Here is a 21,240-nt window from a genome sequence, read left to right as displayed (position 1 = left end):
GGAATATAGTCTCGTATTTGTGCCCATATAACGCAAAAAACCGGCTCATAGACCGGTTTTCCATTCATGTTAATTCGTTGATGATTCTCTTTTATTTGTCTGTAACTCCAATTCACCGTCCGTAATTTTATAAACTTTATCACAATAATCTATTAGACGGGTATCATGTGTAACGATAATTGTTGTTTTATTATTTTGAACGGTTACTTCCTTCAACATTTCCATTACTTCAAAGGCGCGATCAGAATCCAAGGATGCTGTTGGTTCATCCGCAAGTATAATACTTGGATTACTGTACAACGCTTTTGCGATGGCTACACGTTGACGCTCTCCACCAGATAAATCACTCGGGAAATTGTTCAATAGGTCATTGATTCCTAATGAGTGGTAGAGGTTTTGAAGCTCATTTTCTTTTAAATTATCCTGTTTTACTTTATCCAACAGCTTCATCTGCTGATTCACTGTTAAAAAAGGTACTAAATTAGATGCCTGAAGAACAAATCCGATCTCTTTCAGTCGAATGGAAGAGCGTTTCTTTTCATTTAAACGTGTTAAGTCATTTCCGTTAACTTTTACTTCTCCGTGGCTTGGGGTCTGTAATCCCCCCGCAATGGTAAGAAAGGTACTTTTACCAGAACCTGATGGACCGATTACAGCGATCAATTCACCTTGCTCGGCAATGAAATTCGTTTTTTTCAACGCTTCCACTTTTGTACGGCCAGAGCCAAAAATTTTATTTGCTTCTTTCATTTCAAGAACTGCCATGTATTAACCTCCTATTGCTTCTAATGGGTCTATTTTCACAATCGTTTGTATAGAGAATAATGCACCTAAAATAGATACAATAATTAATACAAATCCGTAAATCAGCATATCCACAAAATTGAATGCAACCGGAACAGCTGCAGGTAGGAAATATCCTGTTATCAATGTGAGGATAAAACCAATCATTATCCCAGAAAATGATAATAGGAAAGTTTGTGCAATAACCGATTTTGCCAAGTAACCATTCGATATCCCTTGGGCCTTCATTACTCCAAAAATACTAATCTTTTGAATGGTCAATACATACAAGAAAATCGCTAGAATGACAGCTGAAATAACAAATAGAAAATAAATCATAAATGTTAATGTAAGATTTTGCTCCGAGTAACCTGGAAGATTTTCAATAAATGTCTCCGTTTCTATGACCTGTAAATCATTTTCAATAGAGACTTCTTTCAAATTATCGACCCGTACAACGATTCCGTTAATCTGATTTTCGCTATTTTCAGCTGCTTCACCATAACGAACCTTTTGTACGGTAGGCAAATCCGTATACAGCACTGGGGCAGCATTAAATTTTGCATTATCCGTAAATCCGGTGATGATCAATGTCTCCTCAGAGGAAGAAAGGTCTAGCTCATCTCCAATTTCAAATCCTTCTTCTTTCATGGAGTCATCCGCAATAACTTCTCCCTCATTTTGAAAAGCTTCTCCCTCTATTATAGTAGGCATAATGAATTCATCATCATTAATTCCAAATATAGATACATTTGCTTTTGTGTCACCAACACTTGCGATGGCATTCAATTGACTTAATAACGCATAATCATCTGCGCCACCACCATCAAAGTCTTCCACTGTCATACTGGACTGTGGTAGGCTTATATCTGATTCCTCTGTCAATATAATTCCATCAGCTTCCCACTTATCTACTGCTTCTCTATTTAAGTTTTCAAGACCTGATGCCAAGCCCGATAGAAAGAAAACTAGATAGGATACGAGCATCAATACTCCAACAATTAATGTGAATCTAAGTTTATTATTCTTCATTTCATTCCAAGCAAGAAACATTTATCCACTTCCTCTTTGTTTGATATTCATTCATTTATTAACCTTCGCCAATAAAATTAAGTACAAACCGTTTCTTATTAATTTCACTATGTGATCGGTAAGTTACTAAATAAAAAAGATTCTGCAAGGTGTTGAAAACCCTTTACAGATTCTCTATTTTCTATTTACTTCTGTCATTATCTGCGACCAATTGTCGTAAGAACTATCTATATTCCATTGGCGATCTCCAATTTTGACTCCTCCTACCCCTAACCCTCCTACAATAAACTTTAATTCAGGAATGTTCACAGAAAGGAAATCTATATATTTCTGAATGATCATTTCATTTTTCTTGCGGGATGTTGAGATCGCTATAATATCAATATCATTTTCCTTTATTAACCCTTCAAGTCCTTCCAATGGTGTATCAGCACCAATATATGTCACTGGATACCCTTTTTCATTTAAGAATAAAGTAAACAGTAGAAGGCCGATTTGGTGTTGCTCACCTTGCGGGCAGATCGCCATCACTTTTGGAAGGGTTGATGTAGTTTCGAATATACGAAAGAAATTCATAAAGCGCTGTAGCACAAGATTGGTTATCATATGTTCTTGTGCAACGTGAATCTCGCCATCTTCCCACGCTTTCCCTACCTTATACATTAACGGTACAATAATGGAATGAAAAACTGTCCGGTAGTGGAATTGAGAAAAACATAGATCAAGTAAAACATGGCATTTTGCTGAATCGAGACGGAGAACCGCTTGATACAATTCCTCTATCTGCGCTTGATAATTTCCTTCTTCCGACACAGACGGAGAAGAAACAGGAATTTGCTCCTCTTTTAAGGAATGCAGCTGTTTAACAGCCTGACTTACTTTCATTCCATTATCCTGAACCTGCTCTTTTACCCATTTTAAATCGGTTATATTTTCTTCTGTGTACTCACGATGCCCGGAGGCTGTTCGTTCCGGTGTAATTGCATTATAGCGTGTTTCCCAAGAACGAATTGTAACTGTAGGCATGTCCAATATTTTTGAAACTGCTTTGATGTTATACATTTCAATACCCCGTTTATAATAACTATATAATAACTATACAAAAAATATACATTAATCATTCATTAAAATCAAGAATGGGTAAAATTAGTTAATCCGCTTTCGATACGTTACGACGGAAAACAAAATAGCGCATAAAGAAAAAGCTCGCCGTTGAAGAAAGAAACATTGCAGCACCTTTGGCAATGTTATTTTGTACAAAAATCGGTATGGAGAAAAATCCTAGTAAAGCGACACCGCCAATAAACACAAGATTACTGATTCCGAGACTGACAATTGCCTGTATACAAAAAAAGATTAATTCTTTCTTGTTTTTACTCGCTTTCTTCCTGAATGTCAGATTGGCATTGAAGAGATAACTATTCGTTACAGCTAACGTATAAGCGATTGTATTAAATAATAGAAGAATTTCATTATTATCTGTATACCAAAAGAACAGCAGCAAGTTCAAAGTACCGATATCAATGAGGGCATTCATTACTCCTATTGCACTGAATTGCGCGACTTGAAATGTCGTCTCTTTCTTGTTAGATTTCCGTATCATTTATGATTACACCCAATTCTTTTTTAAATTTGTAATTCAACTGTTCACACCAATAAAATAAGTTCGAACAGTTGGCCGGGTTAAATTTAGAATGTCTCTAATAATCCTTTCTAACTTTGATAAAAACAAGGCTGTTTTCGTACTGTTTATAGCCTCTTAATCATCGCAGAGTTGAGATAAACTGCGAAGTAACCTTTATCTTTATTAGATCCTATCCACAAAGCGAAGTATATTTCCCAAAGCGGTCGCCGAAGTTTCTGCATACTGATAGAAAACCAGCAGTTACTTCAGAGTTTATGTAACATGCGATGATAAAAATAGAGAAATTAAGCATATAGATGTATCCAGACTGTTCAGCGCTACTTGTTCATCCAAAGATAACTTGAGAAGTGTAGCTCCAGTTCTCCTAATTATACAAAGGCTTATTTATCCATTTCACTCTGCGAAAGTTGAGTTTGTAATTTTTTGCTTATTTTATCATCGTCTTGTTTATTCCACTATAAAACAGCCAAAAATGCAATTCCCGTAATTTAATTTATTGGAAAATCATTTATTCATAAAAAATGATTGACTTTTAAAAAGATTAATATTACGATGTAGAAACAACTTTATAACATAACTCTTATTGAGAGTGGTGGAGGGACTGGCCCGATGAAACCCGGCAACCTTTCTGGGGATTTTTTCCCGATAAAGGTGCTAATTCCTGCAAAATACATCTGTATTTTGGTAAATAAGAGGGGACTGCTATTATAAAACGCAAATGCCTCTCTTACCCGAGTGGCATTTTTTAGTTTCCCTAACATCAAAGGAGTGATACACATGTCAATTGCTACGGTGAAAGGATCACCGGGTCATTATCGAATTGGGGAACATGTTCTAAACGAACTGAACAGTCTTCTTTCTGAACTGAATGTTAGAAAGGTACATATTGTTACAGGCGAAAAATCATGGGAGGCAGCAAAGTCTTATCTGCCAGACGAATTTCACACGATCGATCCAAATCATATCACTTTCATCAAGGGGCATTGCACCATACAAAAAACAAAAGACCTGGCAGAAAAGTATGATCAGGAACATGTAGAAGCAGTAATTGGAATCGGTGGTGGCACTGCACTCGATATTGCAAAAGCTTCTGCTGCCCGAGCTGGTGTGAAATCCATATTAATTCCAACGATTGCAGCGACCTGTGCCGCATGGACACCATTGAGTGTTTTTTACCATGAAGATGGGAAGCATTCACATTATACAGAATTTCCTGTAGCAAATACACTCGTACTCGTTGAACCAGCGATTATTGCCAAAGCGCCGCTTAAATATTTAAAAGCAGGTATCGGCGACACACTAGCTAAGTATTACGAGGCGGATGCTCTTGTAAATTCCTTTTATAAAGGTGTGGAACTGCCGATTTGGCTGCAAGTCTCCCAATTTACTGCTAAAATTTGTCGTGATATTCTTTTAAAGGATGGAAAAGCAGCATTAGATTCCGTCAAAGAGGAACAAGTAAACGACGAACTGATCCGTGTTATCGAAACCATCATTCTGACAGGTGGTATGGTTGGTGGGTTTGGCGGCAAGGCTGGGAGAATAGCTGGTGCACATTCCATTCATAATGGATTAACCGAGGCAGATGAAGTGAAACGTTTCCTTCATGGTGAAATCGTTTCCTATGGAATTCTCATTCAACTGGCTTTAGAAGGAAAAGAGAATGATTTGAAAAAATTGCTAAATTATTATGATGAATGGGGATTCCCGGTAAATTTGAAAAGTTTAACCATCGATGCTGAAGACAAAGAACTTTTAAAACGAATTACCAAAAAAGTATTACTGCCAGAGGAATCCATTCATTTCATGGACATTGAAATTACAGAAGATACTGTCTTAGCAGCATTCCATACCGTAGAAAAGCTAACCTATCAAAAAGCATATTAACAGAAAGAGGGATAATGATGAAAAAGGGACTATTTTTAGGATTTGTTGTTTTACTTATAGGATTATTGGCAGCATGTGGTGGGTCGGATGAAGCAGAGGGCCTGCTAGAGGATGATAAACTAACTGTTGGTGTAACCGCAGGACCGCATGAAGAGATACTTGAGAAAGTTGCAGAACTAGCTTCAGAAGATGGAATAACCATTGAACCTGTTGTATTCAGTGACTATGTTATGCCGAATGTAGCATTATCTGAAGGTGAAATTGATATGAATAGCTTCCAGACAGAACCATTTTTTGATCATATGAACGAAGAACGTGGTCTAGAACTAATTAAAGTAGCCGATACAGTAACTTTTCCAATGGGAATGTATTCAGAAAAAGTAACAGACCTTAAAGAATTGGAAGATGGTGCAAGTATTGGACTTCCAAATGACCCGACGAATGGTGGACGTGCACTCTTACTTTTCGAACAAGCTGGTTTAATTACAATTGAAGAAGGCTTAGGTGTAAATGCTAGCATCAATGACATTGCAGAGAATCCAAATAACTTTGAATTTATTGAACTTGATCCTGCTCAAATACCTAGACAACTTGGGGAAGTTGATGCAGCTGCAATTAATTCAAACTTTGCACTCGAAGCAGGACTTGTTCCAGGAGAAGACTCTATCTTTATCGAACAGGATTCTCAATTTGTAAACTTGATTGCTGTCCGCGAAGAAAGTAAAGATGATGAAGTTGTTCAGCAATTTATCGATCTCTACCAAAGTGATGAAGTAAAGCAGTTTATTGACGAAAACTTCGAAGGTTCCGTCGTACCTGGATGGTAAGAATAAAAGCATAAATACCAATTGAATCATGAAAATGAAAAAAGTGCGGATCTACTATGATCCACACTTTTTTCATTTTTTATCTGTAATATACTCATTCGGTGCTTCGCCATTCTCAGAGTTATGGTTTTTATACTGACTTTTTCGGCCATTACGTTGCTCACCGGAGTTTTCATTTTCTTTAAACTGGTTGTCGTGCTTCTTCTCTTTATTGCTCATTTACGAATGCCTCCTCCTACCTTACTATCCCTAGTTTTGTCGAAGTGAGGTGTTTTATTCATGTTGAGCATTAAAGAATTACTTGCCTGTCTCTGCAAAAAGTTTAATTCGATCTCCTATTTCATCGCGTACGCGTTGGAAAACTTTCCAAACTTCTTCTTCCGTTCCCTCTGCTTTTGCCGGATCATCAAATCCCCAATGTTCTCGTTTCACTTGAGGAGGCGTCATTGGACAACGGTCTGCCGCATCTCCACAGAGAGTAACAGCCAAGGTAGCATGATCTAAAAATTCCGTGTCGATTTTCTCTGATTTTTGATTCGATATATCCACCCCGACTTCATTCATCGCTTTAACCGCATTAGGGTTTAAACCGTGTGCTTCAATTCCAGCACTTCTAACGGACCACTCATCACCAAGGTACTTTTTTGCCCAACCTTCTGCCATTTGGCTTCTGCACGAATTGCCAGTACATAAAAAATAGATTGTTTTTTCACTCATTCTGTAACCTCCATTAAAAAATTAGTAATGTTAAGTACAGCCCAATTAATGTAATAAATAAAATTGGTACCGTTAAAATAATTCCTGTTTTAAAATATGTCCCCCATGAAATTTTAACTCCCTTTTTCGATAGAACATGGAGCCATAATAACGTTGCAAGTGAACCAATCGGTGTTATTTTTGGTCCTAAATTGGAGCCGATAACATTAGCATATACTAATGCTTCCCGAATAACTCCGGTTGTATCTGTTTCAGCTATTGCGATCGCATCGATCATCACAGTAGGCATATTATTCATTACCGATGAAAGGATAGCTGCAATGAATCCCATCGACACAGTAGCAACGAATAAACCTTGTTCAGCTGCAGTCTGAATAATGCCCGCCAGTATATCCGTCAATCCGGCATTACGCAGTCCGAAAACAACAACATACATTCCAATGGAGAAAAATACAATGTTCCACGGTGCACCTTTAATAACAGCCTTCGTATCCACTGCCTTGCTTTTTCTTGCCATCAGAATGAAAAATATTGCTATGACTCCCGCTACAATCGATACAGGTACCTGGATAAACTCACTGGCAAAGTAACCAATTACCAGTAGCCCAAGTACATACCATGATAATCGGAACATTTTATGGTCTTTAATTGCTTCTTCCGGGTCTTTTAATTTGGATACGTCATAATTTTTAGGAATACTTTTTCTAAAATAAAGCAATAACACTAGAATCGTTGCAGCTAATGAAAACAGGTTAGGTATGATCATACGGGATGCATACTCCACAAACCCGATATCAAAGAAGTCTGCAGATACGATATTTACAAGGTTACTTACTACAAAAGGTAGTGACGTCGTATCCGCGATAAATCCACTTGCCATAATAAATGGGAAAATCATTTTTTCACTGAAGTTTAAATTACGAACCATGGCGAGAACAATAGGTGTTAGTATTAACGCCGCTCCGTCATTTGCAAATAATGCAGCAACAACAGCACCTAATAAGCTAATGTAAACAAACATCTTGATTCCATTTCCCTGCGCAATGCGCGCCATATGTAGAGAAGCCCACTCAAAAAGTCCAATTTCATCTAAGATTAATGAAATCAGAATGATGGCAACAAATGCCAACGTAGCATTCCATACAATACCCGTCACTTCTGCTACATCACCAAAGTCAACTACGCCAACAATCAGAGCAAGTACTGCTCCCCCAACCGCAGACCAGCCGATGGACAATCCTTTTGGTTGCCAAATTACTAAAATTAATGTTGCTAAAAATATTAATACTGCTAATACTGACAAAATAATACCCCCAATTAACAACAGGTTATACGATTTCCCTGTTCTTCCAATTCCTTTATTTTATCCTCCTGATTAGGAAGCTGGTTTAGAATTTGTTCAATAAATGGATAGTATTCATTACTTTTATTAATCGAATAAAAGATCCATTGTCCTTTACGCTCTTCCAAAACAAGTCCTAAATCTCTCAATTTCCTTAGATGCTGACTTATCGATGGTTGACTCGTCTTAAATATCTCAACAAATTCACATACACAACAAGCTTGATTTTGAAGGATCTTCAGCATCGTTAATCTTGTTTTATCCCCTAATAATTTTAATAATAGTGCAGCTTTTTCCATTTCTATAGCTGTTTGTAGCACGATCGTTCACCACCCTTTATATTACAGCATTAGTATATAATGATTTGCTTATATATGCAATAGGAAATAATCAATTAATAAACTTTACATTAATTTCCCGTTTTTCACCCCCTCATTTAAAATTCATTCGATTGTAGTTATGAATAGGGGGTGACAACCGTGGAACTTATTTAAAAAGGCTAATTGTCCAACTTGAAAATAGGACTCATCCATACACTAATTATTAGGGGGAGATAGTAATGAAACTGTATTTAGATCCTGGCCACGGTGGAACGGATCCAGGCGCCTCGGGATATGGCTTAAAAGAAAAAGATGTTGTATTGGATATCGCTTTTCGAATACGTGATATATTAACCGGTGACTACAAAAATGTAAGTATACGGATGAGTAGAACAAATGACAGTAATCAAACTTTGCGTCAACGAACAGATGAAGCGAATGCATGGGGCGCTGATTATTACTTATCCATCCATTGTAATGCTTTTAACGGGGCAGCTGATGGATATGAAGACTTTATTCATAACAGTTTATCCGTAAACTCACAGACTTTAATGTACCAGGATATCCTGCATGAGGAAATCACAAAAGTAAATCAGTTGCGAAACCGCGGTCAGAAGAAAGCTAATTTCCATGTTCTACGAGAAACTGCAATGCCATCCTTTCTATCGGAAAATGGGTTTATCGATCATCCTGGTGACGCTTCATTGATGAAACAGAATACATGGAAACAACGTGTTGCCGAGGGCCATGTCAATGGATTGGCAAGAGCCTTTAATCTAAAGCGGAGAGGAAATGACACAGGCTCAGGAAATCTGTACAAGGTTATCGCAGGTTCCTTCAAATCAAAAGAAAATGCTGATGACCGTGTATCTTTCTTAGGCTCAAAAGGAATTGACGCCTTTGTCGACAATGTGAACATTTCAGGAGTACGTTGGTACCGTGTCCAGGCGGGGGCATTTACAAACAGAGAACATACGGAAAATCATTTGCGGACAGTTAAAAACACGGGAGTAGATGCATATATAATTCAATAAGTAATGGTTAAAGGGAGGAATTTCATATAAAAAGGGGAGGACGTGCTCCCCTTTTTACTCTTCTTCCAGTAACTCTTTCGTAAATGCAATATTATCTGTAAAATATCCATCTACACCCAAAGATTTAACTCGTTCCTGCTCTTCTTTCTGCTTATCCAAGTCAGTGAAAAATACATGTACTTCTTTTCCATGTTTGTGTAATTCATTTACATTTTTCCGTGTTACATCTGTTGATTCGATGCCAATAAACGGATAGTCAACTAATGTGGCCTCTTTCAGATTGAATTTCCCTTTGCCAAATAGCAATGTTAAAGGAATCTCAGGGGCCAACTCGTGAATTTTTGCCAAGCTTATTTGTGAAAAAGATTGAATGGTGACTAATTCTTTGGAAATTAGATTATAGCCATTTAACATTTCAATTAAAGGTTCCTCCATGACAGGCTTCCCATCGACCAATCTTGTTTCAATATAATAATGTTCTGTATCTGAAAATACTTCCATGATTTCATTTAATGTTGGAATTTCTTCCTCTATAGTTTGATTATTAAAAACTTCCACTGTCTGGAATTCCTTTATTTCTTTTAGTTTATAATCAGAAGCTTTCCCTGTCCCTGTTGTCGTACGATCAATCAATTCATCGTGCATGGCGATAAGCTCTCCATCGTCCGTCATCCGAAGATCTATTTCAAGTGCATCGACACCATATTCAGCAGCAATTTGATAGGCTGGAATCGTACTTTCATTATACTGATTGTTGGCACCACGGTGGGCAATAACCTTCGGCGTATCAACCATCGGATGCGCTGTTTCAACTTCTCCGGGATTAAGCCAACTAATAAAGCCAATAACTAATAGAAGCAGGGAAGGAATCGCTATTTTTTTAAGCAAATGCCTTTCGCTCACTTTTGAAGAACAGAACTTTTTCCGGGAAGTCAGTAATTATGGTATTGACTTTCAAATCTAATAACTGCTTAATTTCATCATCGCCATTGACCGTCCAAACACGTACCTTTTCATATAAATCTTTCCACTGATGGACATTGGCCAATACGACTTGCTTATCTAAATGCAGGGCATTAAGTTGAAGGCCTTTTAGATAGTCCGATAGTAATGGGATTGGTTGATTCAGAAGCCATGCAATCTCAGCAGCAGGTTCTAACTTCTTTATACGCAATATGCTAGGCAGATGGAAAGAAGAATAGACTATTCTGCGCTCATTTCCGTATGCTTCTACTAGTGAGTTAATCTTCTCCTCTATTCCTTCATAATTAAATACATAGGTTTTCAACTCAATATTAAGCTCGATATCATACGGCTTTAGTAACTCAAGTACTTCCTTTAATGTAGGTACCTTCTCCGCCGACCATGAAGCATCGAATTTCGTAAAATATTCATACTTACTACCTGCACTATATTGCTTGATTTCATTTAATGTAAGATCTTTAATAAATCCAGTTCCGTCTGTAGTTCGGTCCAATGTTTCATCATGAATGACGACAATTTCACCATCTTTTGTCATATGTACATCCAGTTCAAGACCATCCACACCTTGCCTGATAGCTTCATGAAACCCTAGCAACGTGTTTTCCGGATAATTCCCCATACTACCGCGATGACCATATACCTTTGTTTCCGTCATCGAAATCACTCCCCTTATTATTATAGAAAAGAGAATAAAACAGCACTGGCTGCATTATTCCCTCTTCCCTCTTAACTATTCTTATTATTATTCTCCTCTGGCTGCGTTTGCCTGTTCAATTGCAGCATTGAATTGGTCAACAGCAGTATTATATGCCTCGTCTACATCTCCGCCATTGTATACTGTTTCAAGTGCTGTTTCCATAATCTTACGCCCTTCAGGAATCATATCCATTAATCCCCCTTGTGTTGCGTAAGATGGCTTTGTTGCTTGTAATTGATCAACGGTCACTTGTAATTGTGGCATTTCCTCATATGCGTCTTTTACTGTCTGCTCTTCATATGCCGCTGGGTTGATTGCAAAGTATCCAGTTCCCACATGCCACTCTGCTTGAATTTCTGGCGTTTGTAAATATTTCATGAAATCCCATGCTGCTTGCTGTTCAGCTTCTGGTTTTCCATCGATCATCCAAAGACTTGCACCACCGATGACAACACCTTGACGTTCCTTTTCTTCAGGATGTGGTAAGAATGCAATGCCAACTTCAAATGGTGCATTATCGATGACGTCTCTTGAGCTTGCAGATGATTGCAAGAACATGGATACATCACCAGCAAGGAAACCAGCCACCATGTTATCGCCATTTGTACCATAGTTAGCAAAAGTTCCATCATTCACCATATTTTCTACCCATGTAAAGATTGATTTCCCCTCTTCTTCTGTCCAGCCAATTTCAGTAGAAGTATCTGTACGTCCATTGTTATTGTTCAATAATAATGCACCTTGGTTTGCCAGTAATTGTTCATATAACCAACCATATGCCTGCAATGCAAAACCTTTCATATCTGGATTGGAATCTACAATTGCAGTGCTAGCCTCTTCTACTTCTTCAAACGTTTCAGGTGGCGCTTCTGGATCCAGACCTGCTGCTTCAAATGCCTCTTTATTGTAGTACATGACAGGTGTAGAAGAGTTAAATGGCATGGAATAAAATGTATCATCCAATGAATAGTAGTTTACAATATTCTCTTCCAATCCACTCATGTCATAACTGTCTGTATCAACAAATTCTTGAATTGGCACGATATTGCCACTATTGATCATGGACATCGTTCCAATTTCAAACGTTTGAATCATTGTTGGTGCACTATCCGTGCCTGCAACAGCATTAAACTTTGTTAATGCTTCATCATATGTACCCTGGTATTCGGCATTCACCTGAACAGCATCCTGTGACTGATTATACGAATCCACAATTGCGTCCAATGCTTCCTGTCCAGCTCCACCCATCGAATGCCAGAATGTTACAGTTTGCGACTCATCACTCACTTCACTTTCTTCTGACGTTTCATTGTCACTTGCGCTTGATTCATCCTCTGATGCTTCACCTTCTGAACTACATGCTGCAATAAATAGTACAAGACCTAACATCAGTAATGCGAGTAATTTCTTCATACTTTTAACACTCCTTTTAATTTATGAATCTAGTTATTTAATCCCGACCAGGCGGGAGATTACACAAATCCTCTTATTTTAATGCACCCTCTGCTAGCCCTCTTTGCAGCCTTTTCTGACCAAGGAATAATAGGATCAGGGTTGGAATAACAACAATAATTGCCCCAGCCATGATCACACCCCAGTCATTCAACTGTTCCTGTGTCTGTAATTGCTTCAATCCGATTTGTACGGTACGAACACTGTCATTCGTTGTGGAAAGCAGTGGCCATAGATACATATTCCATGATGTTAGGAATCCATAGACACCGAGTGTGATTAGACTTGTTTTAGCAACTGGTAGTACGACCGTTAAATAAAATTTAAAATCGCCCATACCAGCAATCTGACTTGCTTCTCTTAGCTCTTTAGGAATTTGCTTAAAGTTTTGTCTCAGCAAAAACGTTCCGAATGCCATTGCAAAGAATGGTACAGACAGCCCCTGATACGTATCAATCCAACCCAAGTCACGGATAATATGGAAGTTCGGGATAATGGATGCCTCAAATGGAACCATCATCGTAGCAATGAATAAGTAAAATAAAAGGTCTCTTCCTTTAAACTCCAGAAACACAAAGGCATATGCTGCGAGGCTCGATAACAACAATTGTCCAAGCATAATTAAAACCGAAATGAAGAAACTATTAAATAGATATTTCAGTAATGGGAACTGACCAAATGCTTTTGCATAATTATCAAAAGACAGTGATGTTGGAAGGCTCCCGGTCATAATATCCTTGTTTGACATAAAACTCATCATGAATGCCATAAGGGTCGGTGCAAATACAATCATTCCCGAAATAGCCAGTAAAACATATAAAATTATTTTCCTGCTCATTGGCATTGTCATTGGTAATGAACCTTCCTTTCACCAAATTTAAACTGCAAGAAAGTCATTAGTAGGATAATGATAAACAATACTACCGCTTGGGCACTTGCCGAACCAAACTGATAATTGACAAAAGCTTCCCGATATATGGAATAAACAATTAAGTTTGTCGTATTTTGTGGCCCACCCTGCGTCAGAATATCTATTTGACCAAATGTCTGGAAGGCATTAATAATGGTGACCGTAACGACAAAGAACAATGTCGGTGACAGCATGGGTATCGTAATACGTCTAAGTTTGTAGAAATAGCCCGCTCCATCGATATCTGCACTTTCATAGAGGTAAGAATCAATGGACTGCAACCCACCAAGGAGAATTAAAAATGTAAAACCGATATTCATCCAGATCGTTGTCAACGAAACAGCTATCAGTGCCCATGTTGGATCTGTAAGCCATCCGATATTTTCAAACCCAAGCGAACGTAAAATAACATTTAGCATCCCGATGGTTGGATGGAACAGATACAACCAGAATACGGATGCTGCTGCAACAGAAATCCCCATGGTTGACGAGTAGATTGTCCGAAAGAACCCAATTCCCTTTAATTTCTCATTGGCAATAACGGCTAGAAATAAGCTTATAAGGATAGTTACAGGCACCGTATATAAGACAAATAAAAAGGTTGATTGAATACTTTGTAAGAAAATTGGCGAGTTAAACATATTGATAAAATTATCAAAGCCTACAAAGACAGTCGTTACACCCTTTGCATCGGTAAGAAAGAAACTTAAATAAATTGTACGCAGAAGCGGGTAGAACAAAAATATACTAAATAAAACAATGGAAGGAAACAAAAACAGGATTCCTTTTAAAAAGCCCTTTGTTCGCTGCTTCTTTTTGATTTGGTCAAAATCAAGTTGATTCAACTCAGTTGGTTGAACTACTGCATTGCTTATACTCATATTGCAACGACCTCTTGTTTCTTACTTATATTTGCAGACCTGATCAGTTCTCCTGTATCTGTATTAAAGAAACTTAAATTGTTTATCGTTATATGTATGGGCACGAAATCACCTACGTTAATTGCCCATTGACCGGGCCATTTTGCTGTCCACATTTCTGAACCAATATCGAATGCAATAGACGTTTCATTTCCTAAATGTTCCACGTTCACAACTTCGAGATGATGTGTCGGATCCTTATCTGTTGCCGGAAGAATATGCTCTGCACGAATACCAATCGTCAAGTTTTTATTTAATGAAATCATATTTAAGAAGCTTGAATCGACATCTAACAGAAGCGTATCCTCAATAATTAACTTTCTTGTATCTGATGAATAAACAACTTTGCCTAAATTCATCTTTGGCGAACCAATGAATGATGCAACAAACAAATTTGCTGGCTCATTATAGAGCGAAATCGGTTTACCGACTTGCTGAATCTTACCGTCATTCAATACCATTATTCGATCACCCATCGTCATCGCTTCCACTTGATCATGCGTTACATAGACCATGGTCAGACCCAATCTCTTCTGCAACCTGCGAATTTCCACTCGCATATGGGCGCGTAATTTAGCATCCAGATTAGAAAGTGGCTCATCCATCAAACACAGTGGTGCTTCACTAACAACAGATCTAGCGAGCGCTACCCGTTGTCTTTGCCCACCTGATAGTTCTTTTGGTTTTCGTTTTAACAGTTTATCCAATCCCATCATTTTAGCAGTTTCCGTTAATCTTCTTCGCTGTTCTTTCTTATCTACTTTTTTTGCATTTAATCCAAAAAGGATATTTTGTTCGACGGATAAATGCGGATATAATGCATAATTTTGAAAGACCATGGATAAGTTTCTATCTTTTGGAGGGAGGTGGTTAACGGTTTTTTTATCTACTTTTAATGTGCCCCCTGTAATTTCTTCCAGACCTGCAATCATTCGAAGTAATGTACTTTTACCAGAACCAGAGGGGCCAACAAGAACAAAAAATTCACCCTCTTCAATGGATAAATTGATTTCATCTAATACACTTTTTTGTTTGTCGTATGACTTGGAAATATCGATTAATTCAACTTGACTCATTTTGTTGCCTCCTTAACATTCGCATTTTCAGTTAAGCATACTTTTTCACTAAAATTAGGTAATTTACTTAAACCTTACGTGTTGTTCAATGAAGATTAATAACATTAACATTATCTTCATACTCTGTCGGTATAAAGGACTATAATTGGCATACTAAATCCATCCATAAAAAAACAGGAACATCAAAGGACTGACCCCCTGAAATTCCTGTCATATTAATCGTTACTTACGTTAAGTGAGCTGTTAAATATCCAATTGTTTAGGCGGCTCACCTTTTTTATTCATTAAACGGACTTGAAGTGGCTCTATTTCCAAAATCAAATACTCGGGATCATCCGGTCCTTCAAAGTAAAGCTTCATATCATCATTCCATAGTTCCTTTTTCAGTTCTTCGGAGTTATTAAAGGATACTTTGCCTTGATATTCCACGTATTGATCGCCAAATCCTCCACCTTCGTATCCGATGAGGATATGTGTAAATGGATTTTCTTCAATTTCATCTGTTTTATCCGTATCTTTATTCGTAGCTGTGTACAGTTTTAAATCCCGATGGAAAAACATCATATATCGCGAATGAGGCTTATTTCCTTTCACGGTCGCCATCGTTCCAACCGGACTTTCTTTAAAAATTTTCTCAACGGTTGATTTAATTTCTTCCTGACTCAAAATAACACCCTCCTTTATATTCATATATAGTTATTATTCCTTTTCTATTTGAAAATTAAACAAGGTATTAATTGAGATGCACCCTAGATCACGATGAACTGGTCTGCCATTATGACCGATAACAACTGTGAAGGGAGAAAATAAGCCTCCAGTCGACCATTTTTATGCTATAATAAAAACATCAATTTAATACCTGCTTTGTGGGAGAGGTTCTAGAATAAACCCTCTATAAAAAACTAAAGAAGTAACTATATCTTTCTTTAGGATATGGTTTTTATTTTTGTATTTTATTGAATTTTTACTATGATTCTCTCGTTCGACAGTAGGTGTTCCTGATTAATACTGTACAAAGGAGCGCTATCCATGCGAATATTTTTTTACCTTATTGTTATTATTATTGCAAATATTGTTACCGCAAAGTTTGCCCCATTAGAATTAGGAGTATTTATTATCCCTTGGGGGTCATTTCTGATTGGGTTAACATTTATCTTACGGGATATGGTACAAAACAAATACGGCAAGAAAAAAACGTACTTGTTGATTGGTATGGCACTGCTTTTATCTGCAATTTCAAGTTATCTGTTAGGGGATACATTATGGATTGTTTTTGCCAGTGCGATTAGTTTCCTCGTTTCAGAAACCGTGGATACAGAAATTTATTCCAGGATAAAAAAGCCGATGCATATCCGTGTACTTTATAGCGGAACAGTTGGTGGTGTACTGGATTCGACTATTTTCGTAATTATTGGTTTATCACCTCTAGGGGCCGGGTTTGTACCTTGGGAAGCAGTATGGATGGCAATTTTAGGACAAATCTTTATCAAAGTGACAATGCAATTTGCTGGTGTACTCGTTCTTCAAAACTCGAAGACTGTTAAAGCAGAATTCGCTAATTGACCTTAAGATAAAAAAAGCTCCGTTCCTTTTCGATAAAGGAACGGAGCTTTTTTTTAATACTTTAGCAAAGTGAAGAAATAGATTACTAGTCTTTTATTAACAAAATTGATCCGATTTCTTCGGATTCTTCATGCCGAATAATGGTCTGATAAACAAAGCAAGTCCAGTTCCAAGCAATGCCATTACTCCCCATACCCAACCATGAAGGCTAAAGGAGGCAATCCCGCCAAAGTATGCGCCAATATTGCAGCCGAATGCAAGACGGGAGCCATATCCCATCAAAAGACCACCAACAATAGCAGCACCAGCAACACCAGGTTTAAACTTCTTCGGTTTGAAAGATCCCTGGGCAGCGGCTGCAATAAATGCTCCAAGTATAATACCGAAATTCATGACACTCGTGGAATCAGCCAATACCGTTTGTGATAAAGCCTCCGCGTTCGCTCCTGTAAAATAACCCCAACTAGTCACATCGATACCAATTGCCTGAAGTGTCTTTCCTCCCCACAAAGCAAAAGCAGATGTAATCCCCCATGGTTGACCTCTGACTGTCAAAGTCAAAGCATTTAGGATTGCAAGAATGATTGCCGCAGCAAATAGTGGCCATGCACCTCTGAATATTTTTTTCCATCCGTTTGTTGTAGGAAGAGGTTTCATGGATGGGGGATTTTTCCGTTTGGCAATTTTAACAGTAACCCCATAGATTAAAGCAAATAAAGCTAGCTGAACAATCCATGCACCAAAAAACCCAAGTCCAGTGGATTCAGCCAATGATATCGGAGGCAAAGAAGGTGTACCCATCCAGAATGAGAAATGATAAGCACCGATTGTTGATCCGATAATAAAGGCAATCAGCGTTAATATCATGGATGATGATCCACCACCGAAATTATATAATGTACCAGACGCACATCCATTACCAAGCTGCATACCAATACCAAAAATAAATGATCCGAAAATAACACTGACCCCAACAGGAGATACATACCCAGCAGGTGTAAGTCCTGTAAAACTAAAACCTGTACTTAAAATAATTGCAAATAATGTTGTCGCTATTGCAAGCATGACCATATGTGCCTGAAGTCCCTGTACATTCCCCACTGAAGCGAGTCTGCGAAAAGCCGAAGTAAACCCAAATCTGGCATGGAGCAACGTTGCACCTAATGCAAGTCCTATGATATATAAAACACCCTGTACCCAGCCTGCTGTAACAACAGTAGCTATCAATAATGCAATAGCAGCTATAATTCCCAATGACATGATTGGTTTTTGCATTGGACTGAGCTCAGTAATAACGGTTGTCGGTATAAAATTAAATCTTTTCTCTGTGACAATAGATTGTTCCATTAAAATGCCCTCCTTAACCAATAAAGTTAGTAGGAATTAATATTACCTCAATATGCCTAAAAAGTAAACTTGGATTTTTTATACACCAAATTACTAAGCGTCCTTTTTACGAAACAGGGCTATGCATTTTTCAACTTTCAATGGTAAGAATAAGCGTATTCGATTATTTGAGGAGGTGGTGCAAGAATGGATAATACAAATGAGTTCGTAAAAAAGTTTAATGATACAAAGAAAAAGGACATAGCGAATAAAAAGCGCCAGGGACATAATGACCCAGCGAAAAAATTACCTAACAAGCGACATTAAGATATATTAAACCAAGGAGGATCACATATGAATATCCAACGAGCTGAAGAAATTGTTCAATCACCCGATTTAGTAAATGTAACGTATAACGGGGAAAAAATTTATATCCAGCATGTGGATGATCAAAATCAACTTGCACGTATCTATCCACTGGATAACCCTCAAAAGGAGTTCGATGTACAAATAGAAAAACTCACGGAAGAATAGCAAACGAAACCCTCTTTAATTAGGGGGGTTCTTAAATACCCATTTTTTCATCAAAAAAAGGATGTCGACGGGACATCCTTTCTTTTCTTTATTTATCTTAATGGTTTAAATGCAGTCGTCCAGGAAATAAGCTGATCCAACATTAGGTTAGCATTATCTGCATGGTAGTCAGCAGGCTTGAATTCGCTCATGTTTTCAAAGTCTGAAATTAGAGAAAATGTTACTGCAGTACGTACATCAGCAACTTGAAGTTCCCCTAGGATTAGACGGAGGTTTTCATGTGCACGAGTTCCACCTAAGCTACCGTAACCGACAAATGCGGCGGCTTTATTATTAACTTCCGGATTTAGGAAGTCAAGCGCATTTTTCAATGCTCCACCTATTGCATGGTTGTATTCCGGAGCTACAAAAATATAGCCATCGAAGGAAGCGATTTTTTCAGACCATGCTTTTATTGCAGTTTCGGAACCAACTTGGTTCGCTTCCGTTAATTCTTCACCTAGCAATGGCAGGTCGAATTTTGCAAGATCAACTACTTCATAGTCCACATCATCATTACGTTTTGTTGCGAAATCATAGACCCAATTTGCAACAGCTTCCCCGTTACGACCTTGACGAACACTACCTTGAATGATAGCTATTTTTAATTTATCTTTTTTTACTACTGGTTCATCGTTTTTTTTCGTTGATTTACCAAATAATTTCTCTAAGAAACCCATTTGAGCACCACCTATTCTTCTTGTTGTTTAATAATTTAAGGACAGTCACCCCACACTTAGAGTGGTTAAGCGCAATCGATACGCAGGGAAAACTGCCCTTTTATACCCCAATTAATTATAGGGTTATTTTTATTTTCCTACCGTACAGGAAAAGCTTATCGAACTGTTTTTAAAGCACCGCTCCACGCGATTACTTGATCAAGCATTTGGTTAGCATTGTCTGCATGGTAGTCAGCAGGTTTGAATTCACTCATGTTTTCGAAGTCGGTCATTAACGAGAATGTTACTGCAGTACGTACGTCTGCAACTTGTAGTTCTCCTAAGATTAGACGAAGGTTTTCATGTGCACGGGTTCCACCTAAGCTACCATATCCAACGAATCCAGCTGCTTTATTATTTAATTCTGGGTTCAAGAAGTCAAGTGCATTTTTGAATGCTCCACCTACTGCATGATTGTATTCTGGTGCTATAAAGATATAACCATCGAATGAAGCTATTTTATCAGACCATGCTTTAATTGTTGTTTCTGCTTCTGCTTGCTTGTCTTCAGGAATTGCCGCACCAAGGAATGGCAATTTGTAATCAACCAAGTCCACGATTTCATATTCCACATCATCATTACGTTTTGTAGCAAAATCATACGTCCATTTAGCTACCGCTTCCCCATTACGTCCTTGACGAACACTACCTAAAACAATACCAATTTTTAACATATTATATTTCCTCCCAATCATTTAACTTTATTTTTAATTAAACATACTTTAATTAATAATACTATAACACCCTTTTTAGGTTATTGCAATATAATTAATTCCTTTTTATTATATAGTTATAAATAGTAACTAACAAGTTTAATGTCTCTAAAAATTAAAAAAATGAACTTCTACTTTACTGAAGGCAGAAGATCCTGTTTCTTAATTAGGCTATTTTCTAAAAGATTGTTGTTTCTGCCACAAAATGTATAAACTGCGCAGTTGACTTCTATCAGTATGTAGAAACTTCGGCGACCGCTTCTGGGAAATATACTTCGCTTTCCGCGGGCGGCTGGTGAGCCTCTTCATGCTAACGCATTTCAGAGTCTCACCTATGCCTTTCCTCCCGCAGGAGTCTTCGTATATTTCCCAGAGCTGGTTAGAAGTTTACAAACGATTAACTGCATTAGTGATTGTTATAAAAATCTCATCACCAAGCTTCACCAGTCCGGGATTGCTCTGGGCGGTGACTCCTGCGGGAAAAGCACGTGTCCGAAGACCCCGCAGAGTGGGTTTCTCGAGGAGGCTGAGGCCGTGCCCGCGGAAAGCATCCGCCAAGAGTAATCCCGGACGGCAGCAATAGCATACATCTTAGAATACTACCCAGAAATTACGTCGCTTTGTGGTTAGGATTCAATAAAGATATAAGTTAGTTCGTAGCATTCCTGTAGAACGCTAAATTTAAGGTTTGAAAAAAATAGAGCCCCTCGGTAAGATGGA

At 37.9% G+C, this 21,240-nt stretch carries 24 protein-coding genes and 2 riboswitches; of the genes, 6 read left to right on the top strand and 18 right to left on the bottom strand.

The genetic code is table 11. The features are described from left to right. Positions 1–69: 69 nt before the first annotated feature. The 4 genes from ACFOUV_RS06050 to ACFOUV_RS06035 all read right to left on the bottom strand — a co-directional run bounded on the left by ACFOUV_RS06050 (position 70) and on the right by ACFOUV_RS06035 (position 3,418). Positions 70–765, bottom strand: coding sequence for an ABC transporter ATP-binding protein (locus ACFOUV_RS06050; RefSeq protein ID WP_379495891.1), 696 nt, complete (start codon positions 763–765; stop codon positions 70–72). A gap of 3 nt (positions 766–768) precedes the next feature. Further along, positions 769–1,836: an ABC transporter permease gene (locus ACFOUV_RS06045; RefSeq protein ID WP_379495890.1), complete on the bottom strand. Its 1,068-nt coding sequence runs from the start codon at positions 1,834–1,836 to the stop codon at positions 769–771. 153 nt (positions 1,837–1,989) lie between these two features. Further along, positions 1,990–2,877, bottom strand: coding sequence for a MerR family transcriptional regulator (locus ACFOUV_RS06040; RefSeq protein WP_379495889.1), 888 nt, complete (start codon positions 2,875–2,877; stop codon positions 1,990–1,992). Positions 2,878–2,965: 88 nt separating this feature from the next. Continuing rightward, a complete protein-coding gene (locus tag ACFOUV_RS06035) occupies positions 2,966–3,418 on the bottom strand; it encodes a GtrA family protein (protein ID WP_379495888.1) in 453 nt (150 codons plus the stop codon). A 619-nt stretch (positions 3,419–4,037) separates the two neighbouring features. After that, positions 4,038–4,155: riboswitch (SAM riboswitch) on the top strand. An 82-nt stretch (positions 4,156–4,237) separates the two neighbouring features. Between ACFOUV_RS06035 and ACFOUV_RS06030 the strand changes: the two genes are divergently transcribed. Both ACFOUV_RS06030 and ACFOUV_RS06025 read left to right on the top strand, forming a co-directional pair. Continuing rightward, positions 4,238–5,347 carry an iron-containing alcohol dehydrogenase family protein gene (locus ACFOUV_RS06030; RefSeq protein ID WP_379495887.1) on the top strand — a complete coding sequence of 370 codons (1,110 nt, stop codon included), beginning with the start codon at positions 4,238–4,240 and terminating at the stop codon, positions 5,345–5,347. 17 nt (positions 5,348–5,364) lie between these two features. Beyond that, positions 5,365–6,174: a MetQ/NlpA family ABC transporter substrate-binding protein gene (locus ACFOUV_RS06025; protein WP_379496005.1), complete on the top strand. Its 810-nt coding sequence runs from the start codon at positions 5,365–5,367 to the stop codon at positions 6,172–6,174. Between the two features lie 72 nt (positions 6,175–6,246). Here the strand turns inward: ACFOUV_RS06025 and ACFOUV_RS06020 are convergent, their stop codons facing one another. From ACFOUV_RS06020 to ACFOUV_RS06005, 4 genes are all read right to left on the bottom strand, one after another. Continuing rightward, positions 6,247–6,393, bottom strand: a complete 147-nt coding sequence (locus ACFOUV_RS06020; RefSeq protein ID WP_379495886.1) for a hypothetical protein — start codon at positions 6,391–6,393, stop codon at positions 6,247–6,249. A gap of 78 nt (positions 6,394–6,471) precedes the next feature. After that, a complete protein-coding gene (gene arsC / locus ACFOUV_RS06015; RefSeq protein WP_379495885.1) occupies positions 6,472–6,891 on the bottom strand; it encodes an arsenate reductase (thioredoxin) in 420 nt (139 codons plus the stop codon). 13 nt (positions 6,892–6,904) lie between these two features. Continuing rightward, positions 6,905–8,194, bottom strand: a complete 1,290-nt coding sequence (locus tag ACFOUV_RS06010) for an arsenic transporter (protein ID WP_379495884.1) — start codon at positions 8,192–8,194, stop codon at positions 6,905–6,907. Positions 8,195–8,208: 14 nt separating this feature from the next. Beyond that, positions 8,209–8,553: an ArsR/SmtB family transcription factor gene (locus ACFOUV_RS06005; RefSeq protein WP_379495883.1), complete on the bottom strand. Its 345-nt coding sequence runs from the start codon at positions 8,551–8,553 to the stop codon at positions 8,209–8,211. Positions 8,554–8,792: 239 nt separating this feature from the next. Here ACFOUV_RS06005 and ACFOUV_RS06000 point away from each other — a divergent pair, with 239 nt between their 5' ends. Next, a complete protein-coding gene (locus ACFOUV_RS06000; protein ID WP_379495882.1) occupies positions 8,793–9,587 on the top strand; it encodes an N-acetylmuramoyl-L-alanine amidase in 795 nt (264 codons plus the stop codon). 54 nt (positions 9,588–9,641) lie between these two features. Here the strand turns inward: ACFOUV_RS06000 and ACFOUV_RS05995 are convergent, their stop codons facing one another. From ACFOUV_RS05995 to ACFOUV_RS05965, 7 genes are all read right to left on the bottom strand, one after another. Next, entirely contained in the window at positions 9,642–10,475 is an 834-nt protein-coding gene (locus ACFOUV_RS05995) for a glycerophosphodiester phosphodiesterase (RefSeq protein ID WP_379495881.1), read from the bottom strand. Then, complete coding sequence (locus tag ACFOUV_RS05990; protein WP_379495880.1) at positions 10,468–11,226, bottom strand: glycerophosphodiester phosphodiesterase; 759 nt, start codon at positions 11,224–11,226, stop codon at positions 10,468–10,470. Before ACFOUV_RS05990 ends, ACFOUV_RS05995 begins: the two co-directional genes overlap by 8 nt. Positions 11,227–11,313: 87 nt before the next feature. Beyond that, positions 11,314–12,681 carry an ABC transporter substrate-binding protein gene (locus tag ACFOUV_RS05985; protein ID WP_379495879.1) on the bottom strand — a complete coding sequence of 456 codons (1,368 nt, stop codon included), beginning with the start codon at positions 12,679–12,681 and terminating at the stop codon, positions 11,314–11,316. A 73-nt stretch (positions 12,682–12,754) separates the two neighbouring features. Further along, the gene (locus ACFOUV_RS05980) at positions 12,755–13,564 is read right to left on the bottom strand and encodes a carbohydrate ABC transporter permease (protein ID WP_379496004.1); all 810 of its coding nucleotides are present in this window, start codon (positions 13,562–13,564) and stop codon (positions 12,755–12,757) included. A 2-nt stretch (positions 13,565–13,566) separates the two neighbouring features. Beyond that, positions 13,567–14,511: a carbohydrate ABC transporter permease gene (locus ACFOUV_RS05975; RefSeq protein WP_379495878.1), complete on the bottom strand. Its 945-nt coding sequence runs from the start codon at positions 14,509–14,511 to the stop codon at positions 13,567–13,569. Then, the gene (locus ACFOUV_RS05970; protein WP_379495877.1) at positions 14,508–15,626 is read right to left on the bottom strand and encodes an ABC transporter ATP-binding protein; all 1,119 of its coding nucleotides are present in this window, start codon (positions 15,624–15,626) and stop codon (positions 14,508–14,510) included. Before ACFOUV_RS05970 ends, ACFOUV_RS05975 begins: the two co-directional genes overlap by 4 nt. 243 nt (positions 15,627–15,869) lie before the next feature. Further along, complete coding sequence (locus ACFOUV_RS05965; protein ID WP_379495876.1) at positions 15,870–16,292, bottom strand: pyridoxamine 5'-phosphate oxidase family protein; 423 nt, start codon at positions 16,290–16,292, stop codon at positions 15,870–15,872. A 200-nt stretch (positions 16,293–16,492) separates the two neighbouring features. Further along, a riboswitch (PreQ1 riboswitch) is annotated at positions 16,493–16,538 on the top strand. A 117-nt stretch (positions 16,539–16,655) separates the two neighbouring features. Here ACFOUV_RS05965 and ACFOUV_RS05960 point away from each other — a divergent pair. After that, positions 16,656–17,189 (top strand): VUT family protein, encoded by a 534-nt coding sequence (locus tag ACFOUV_RS05960; protein WP_379495875.1) that lies wholly within the window; start codon positions 16,656–16,658, stop codon positions 17,187–17,189. Between the two features lie 96 nt (positions 17,190–17,285). Here the strand turns inward: ACFOUV_RS05960 and ACFOUV_RS05955 are convergent, their stop codons facing one another. Next, a complete protein-coding gene (locus ACFOUV_RS05955) occupies positions 17,286–18,536 on the bottom strand; it encodes a YeeE/YedE family protein (protein WP_379495874.1) in 1,251 nt (416 codons plus the stop codon). Between the two features lie 186 nt (positions 18,537–18,722). Here ACFOUV_RS05955 and ACFOUV_RS05950 point away from each other — a divergent pair, with 186 nt between their 5' ends. Together ACFOUV_RS05950 and ACFOUV_RS05945 are read left to right on the top strand one after the other, a co-directional pair. Then, positions 18,723–18,842 carry a DUF4023 domain-containing protein gene (locus tag ACFOUV_RS05950; protein WP_379495873.1) on the top strand — a complete coding sequence of 40 codons (120 nt, stop codon included), beginning with the start codon at positions 18,723–18,725 and terminating at the stop codon, positions 18,840–18,842. Positions 18,843–18,869: 27 nt separating this feature from the next. Then, entirely contained in the window at positions 18,870–19,049 is a 180-nt protein-coding gene (locus tag ACFOUV_RS05945; protein ID WP_379495872.1) for a small acid-soluble spore protein H, read from the top strand. Between the two features lie 92 nt (positions 19,050–19,141). Here ACFOUV_RS05945 and ACFOUV_RS05940 read toward each other — a convergent pair whose 3' ends face one another. Then, positions 19,142–19,768, bottom strand: coding sequence for an NADPH-dependent FMN reductase (locus ACFOUV_RS05940; protein ID WP_379495871.1), 627 nt, complete (start codon positions 19,766–19,768; stop codon positions 19,142–19,144). A 155-nt stretch (positions 19,769–19,923) separates the two neighbouring features. Next, entirely contained in the window at positions 19,924–20,481 is a 558-nt protein-coding gene (locus ACFOUV_RS05935; RefSeq protein ID WP_379495870.1) for an NADPH-dependent FMN reductase, read from the bottom strand. Positions 20,482–21,240: the final 759 nt, after the last annotated feature.

It is taken from the genome of Oceanobacillus longus (assembly GCF_042650085.1).
GTDB classification, from domain to species: domain Bacteria; phylum Bacillota; class Bacilli; order Bacillales; family Amphibacillaceae; genus Oceanobacillus; species Oceanobacillus longus.
Note: the sequence above shows the minus strand (reverse complement) of the source record. Positions and strands in the feature narration are given on the sequence as shown.

Excerpts from the sequence above, each read along its gene's own strand:
- ACFOUV_RS05975 (WP_379495878.1), bottom strand. The coding sequence starts at position 14,511 with ATGAGTATAAGCAATGCAGTAGTTCAACCAACTGAGTTGAATCAACTT.
- arsC (WP_379495885.1), bottom strand. The coding sequence starts at position 6,891 with ATGAGTGAAAAAACAATCTATTTTTTATGTACTGGCAATTCGTGCAGA.
- ACFOUV_RS06025 (WP_379496005.1), top strand. The coding sequence starts at position 5,365 with ATGAAAAAGGGACTATTTTTAGGATTTGTTGTTTTACTTATAGGATTA.
- ACFOUV_RS05990 (WP_379495880.1), bottom strand. The coding sequence starts at position 11,226 with ATGACGGAAACAAAGGTATATGGTCATCGCGGTAGTATGGGGAATTAT.
- ACFOUV_RS05985 (WP_379495879.1), bottom strand. The coding sequence starts at position 12,681 with ATGAAGAAATTACTCGCATTACTGATGTTAGGTCTTGTACTATTTATT.
- ACFOUV_RS06035 (WP_379495888.1), bottom strand. The coding sequence starts at position 3,418 with ATGATACGGAAATCTAACAAGAAAGAGACGACATTTCAAGTCGCGCAA.
- ACFOUV_RS05935 (WP_379495870.1), bottom strand. The coding sequence starts at position 20,481 with ATGTTAAAAATTGGTATTGTTTTAGGTAGTGTTCGTCAAGGACGTAAT.
- ACFOUV_RS05950 (WP_379495873.1), top strand. The coding sequence starts at position 18,723 with ATGGATAATACAAATGAGTTCGTAAAAAAGTTTAATGATACAAAGAAA.
- ACFOUV_RS06030 (WP_379495887.1), top strand. The coding sequence starts at position 4,238 with ATGTCAATTGCTACGGTGAAAGGATCACCGGGTCATTATCGAATTGGG.
- ACFOUV_RS06040 (WP_379495889.1), bottom strand. The coding sequence starts at position 2,877 with ATGTATAACATCAAAGCAGTTTCAAAAATATTGGACATGCCTACAGTT.
- ACFOUV_RS05980 (WP_379496004.1), bottom strand. The coding sequence starts at position 13,564 with ATGCCAATGAGCAGGAAAATAATTTTATATGTTTTACTGGCTATTTCG.
- ACFOUV_RS05970 (WP_379495877.1), bottom strand. The coding sequence starts at position 15,626 with ATGAGTCAAGTTGAATTAATCGATATTTCCAAGTCATACGACAAACAA.
- ACFOUV_RS06000 (WP_379495882.1), top strand. The coding sequence starts at position 8,793 with ATGAAACTGTATTTAGATCCTGGCCACGGTGGAACGGATCCAGGCGCC.
- ACFOUV_RS06050 (WP_379495891.1), bottom strand. The coding sequence starts at position 765 with ATGGCAGTTCTTGAAATGAAAGAAGCAAATAAAATTTTTGGCTCTGGC.
- ACFOUV_RS05945 (WP_379495872.1), top strand. The coding sequence starts at position 18,870 with ATGAATATCCAACGAGCTGAAGAAATTGTTCAATCACCCGATTTAGTA.
- ACFOUV_RS06020 (WP_379495886.1), bottom strand. The coding sequence starts at position 6,393 with ATGAGCAATAAAGAGAAGAAGCACGACAACCAGTTTAAAGAAAATGAA.
- ACFOUV_RS05955 (WP_379495874.1), bottom strand. The coding sequence starts at position 18,536 with ATGGAACAATCTATTGTCACAGAGAAAAGATTTAATTTTATACCGACA.
- ACFOUV_RS05940 (WP_379495871.1), bottom strand. The coding sequence starts at position 19,768 with ATGGGTTTCTTAGAGAAATTATTTGGTAAATCAACGAAAAAAAACGAT.
- ACFOUV_RS05960 (WP_379495875.1), top strand. The coding sequence starts at position 16,656 with ATGCGAATATTTTTTTACCTTATTGTTATTATTATTGCAAATATTGTT.
- ACFOUV_RS06045 (WP_379495890.1), bottom strand. The coding sequence starts at position 1,836 with ATGTTTCTTGCTTGGAATGAAATGAAGAATAATAAACTTAGATTCACA.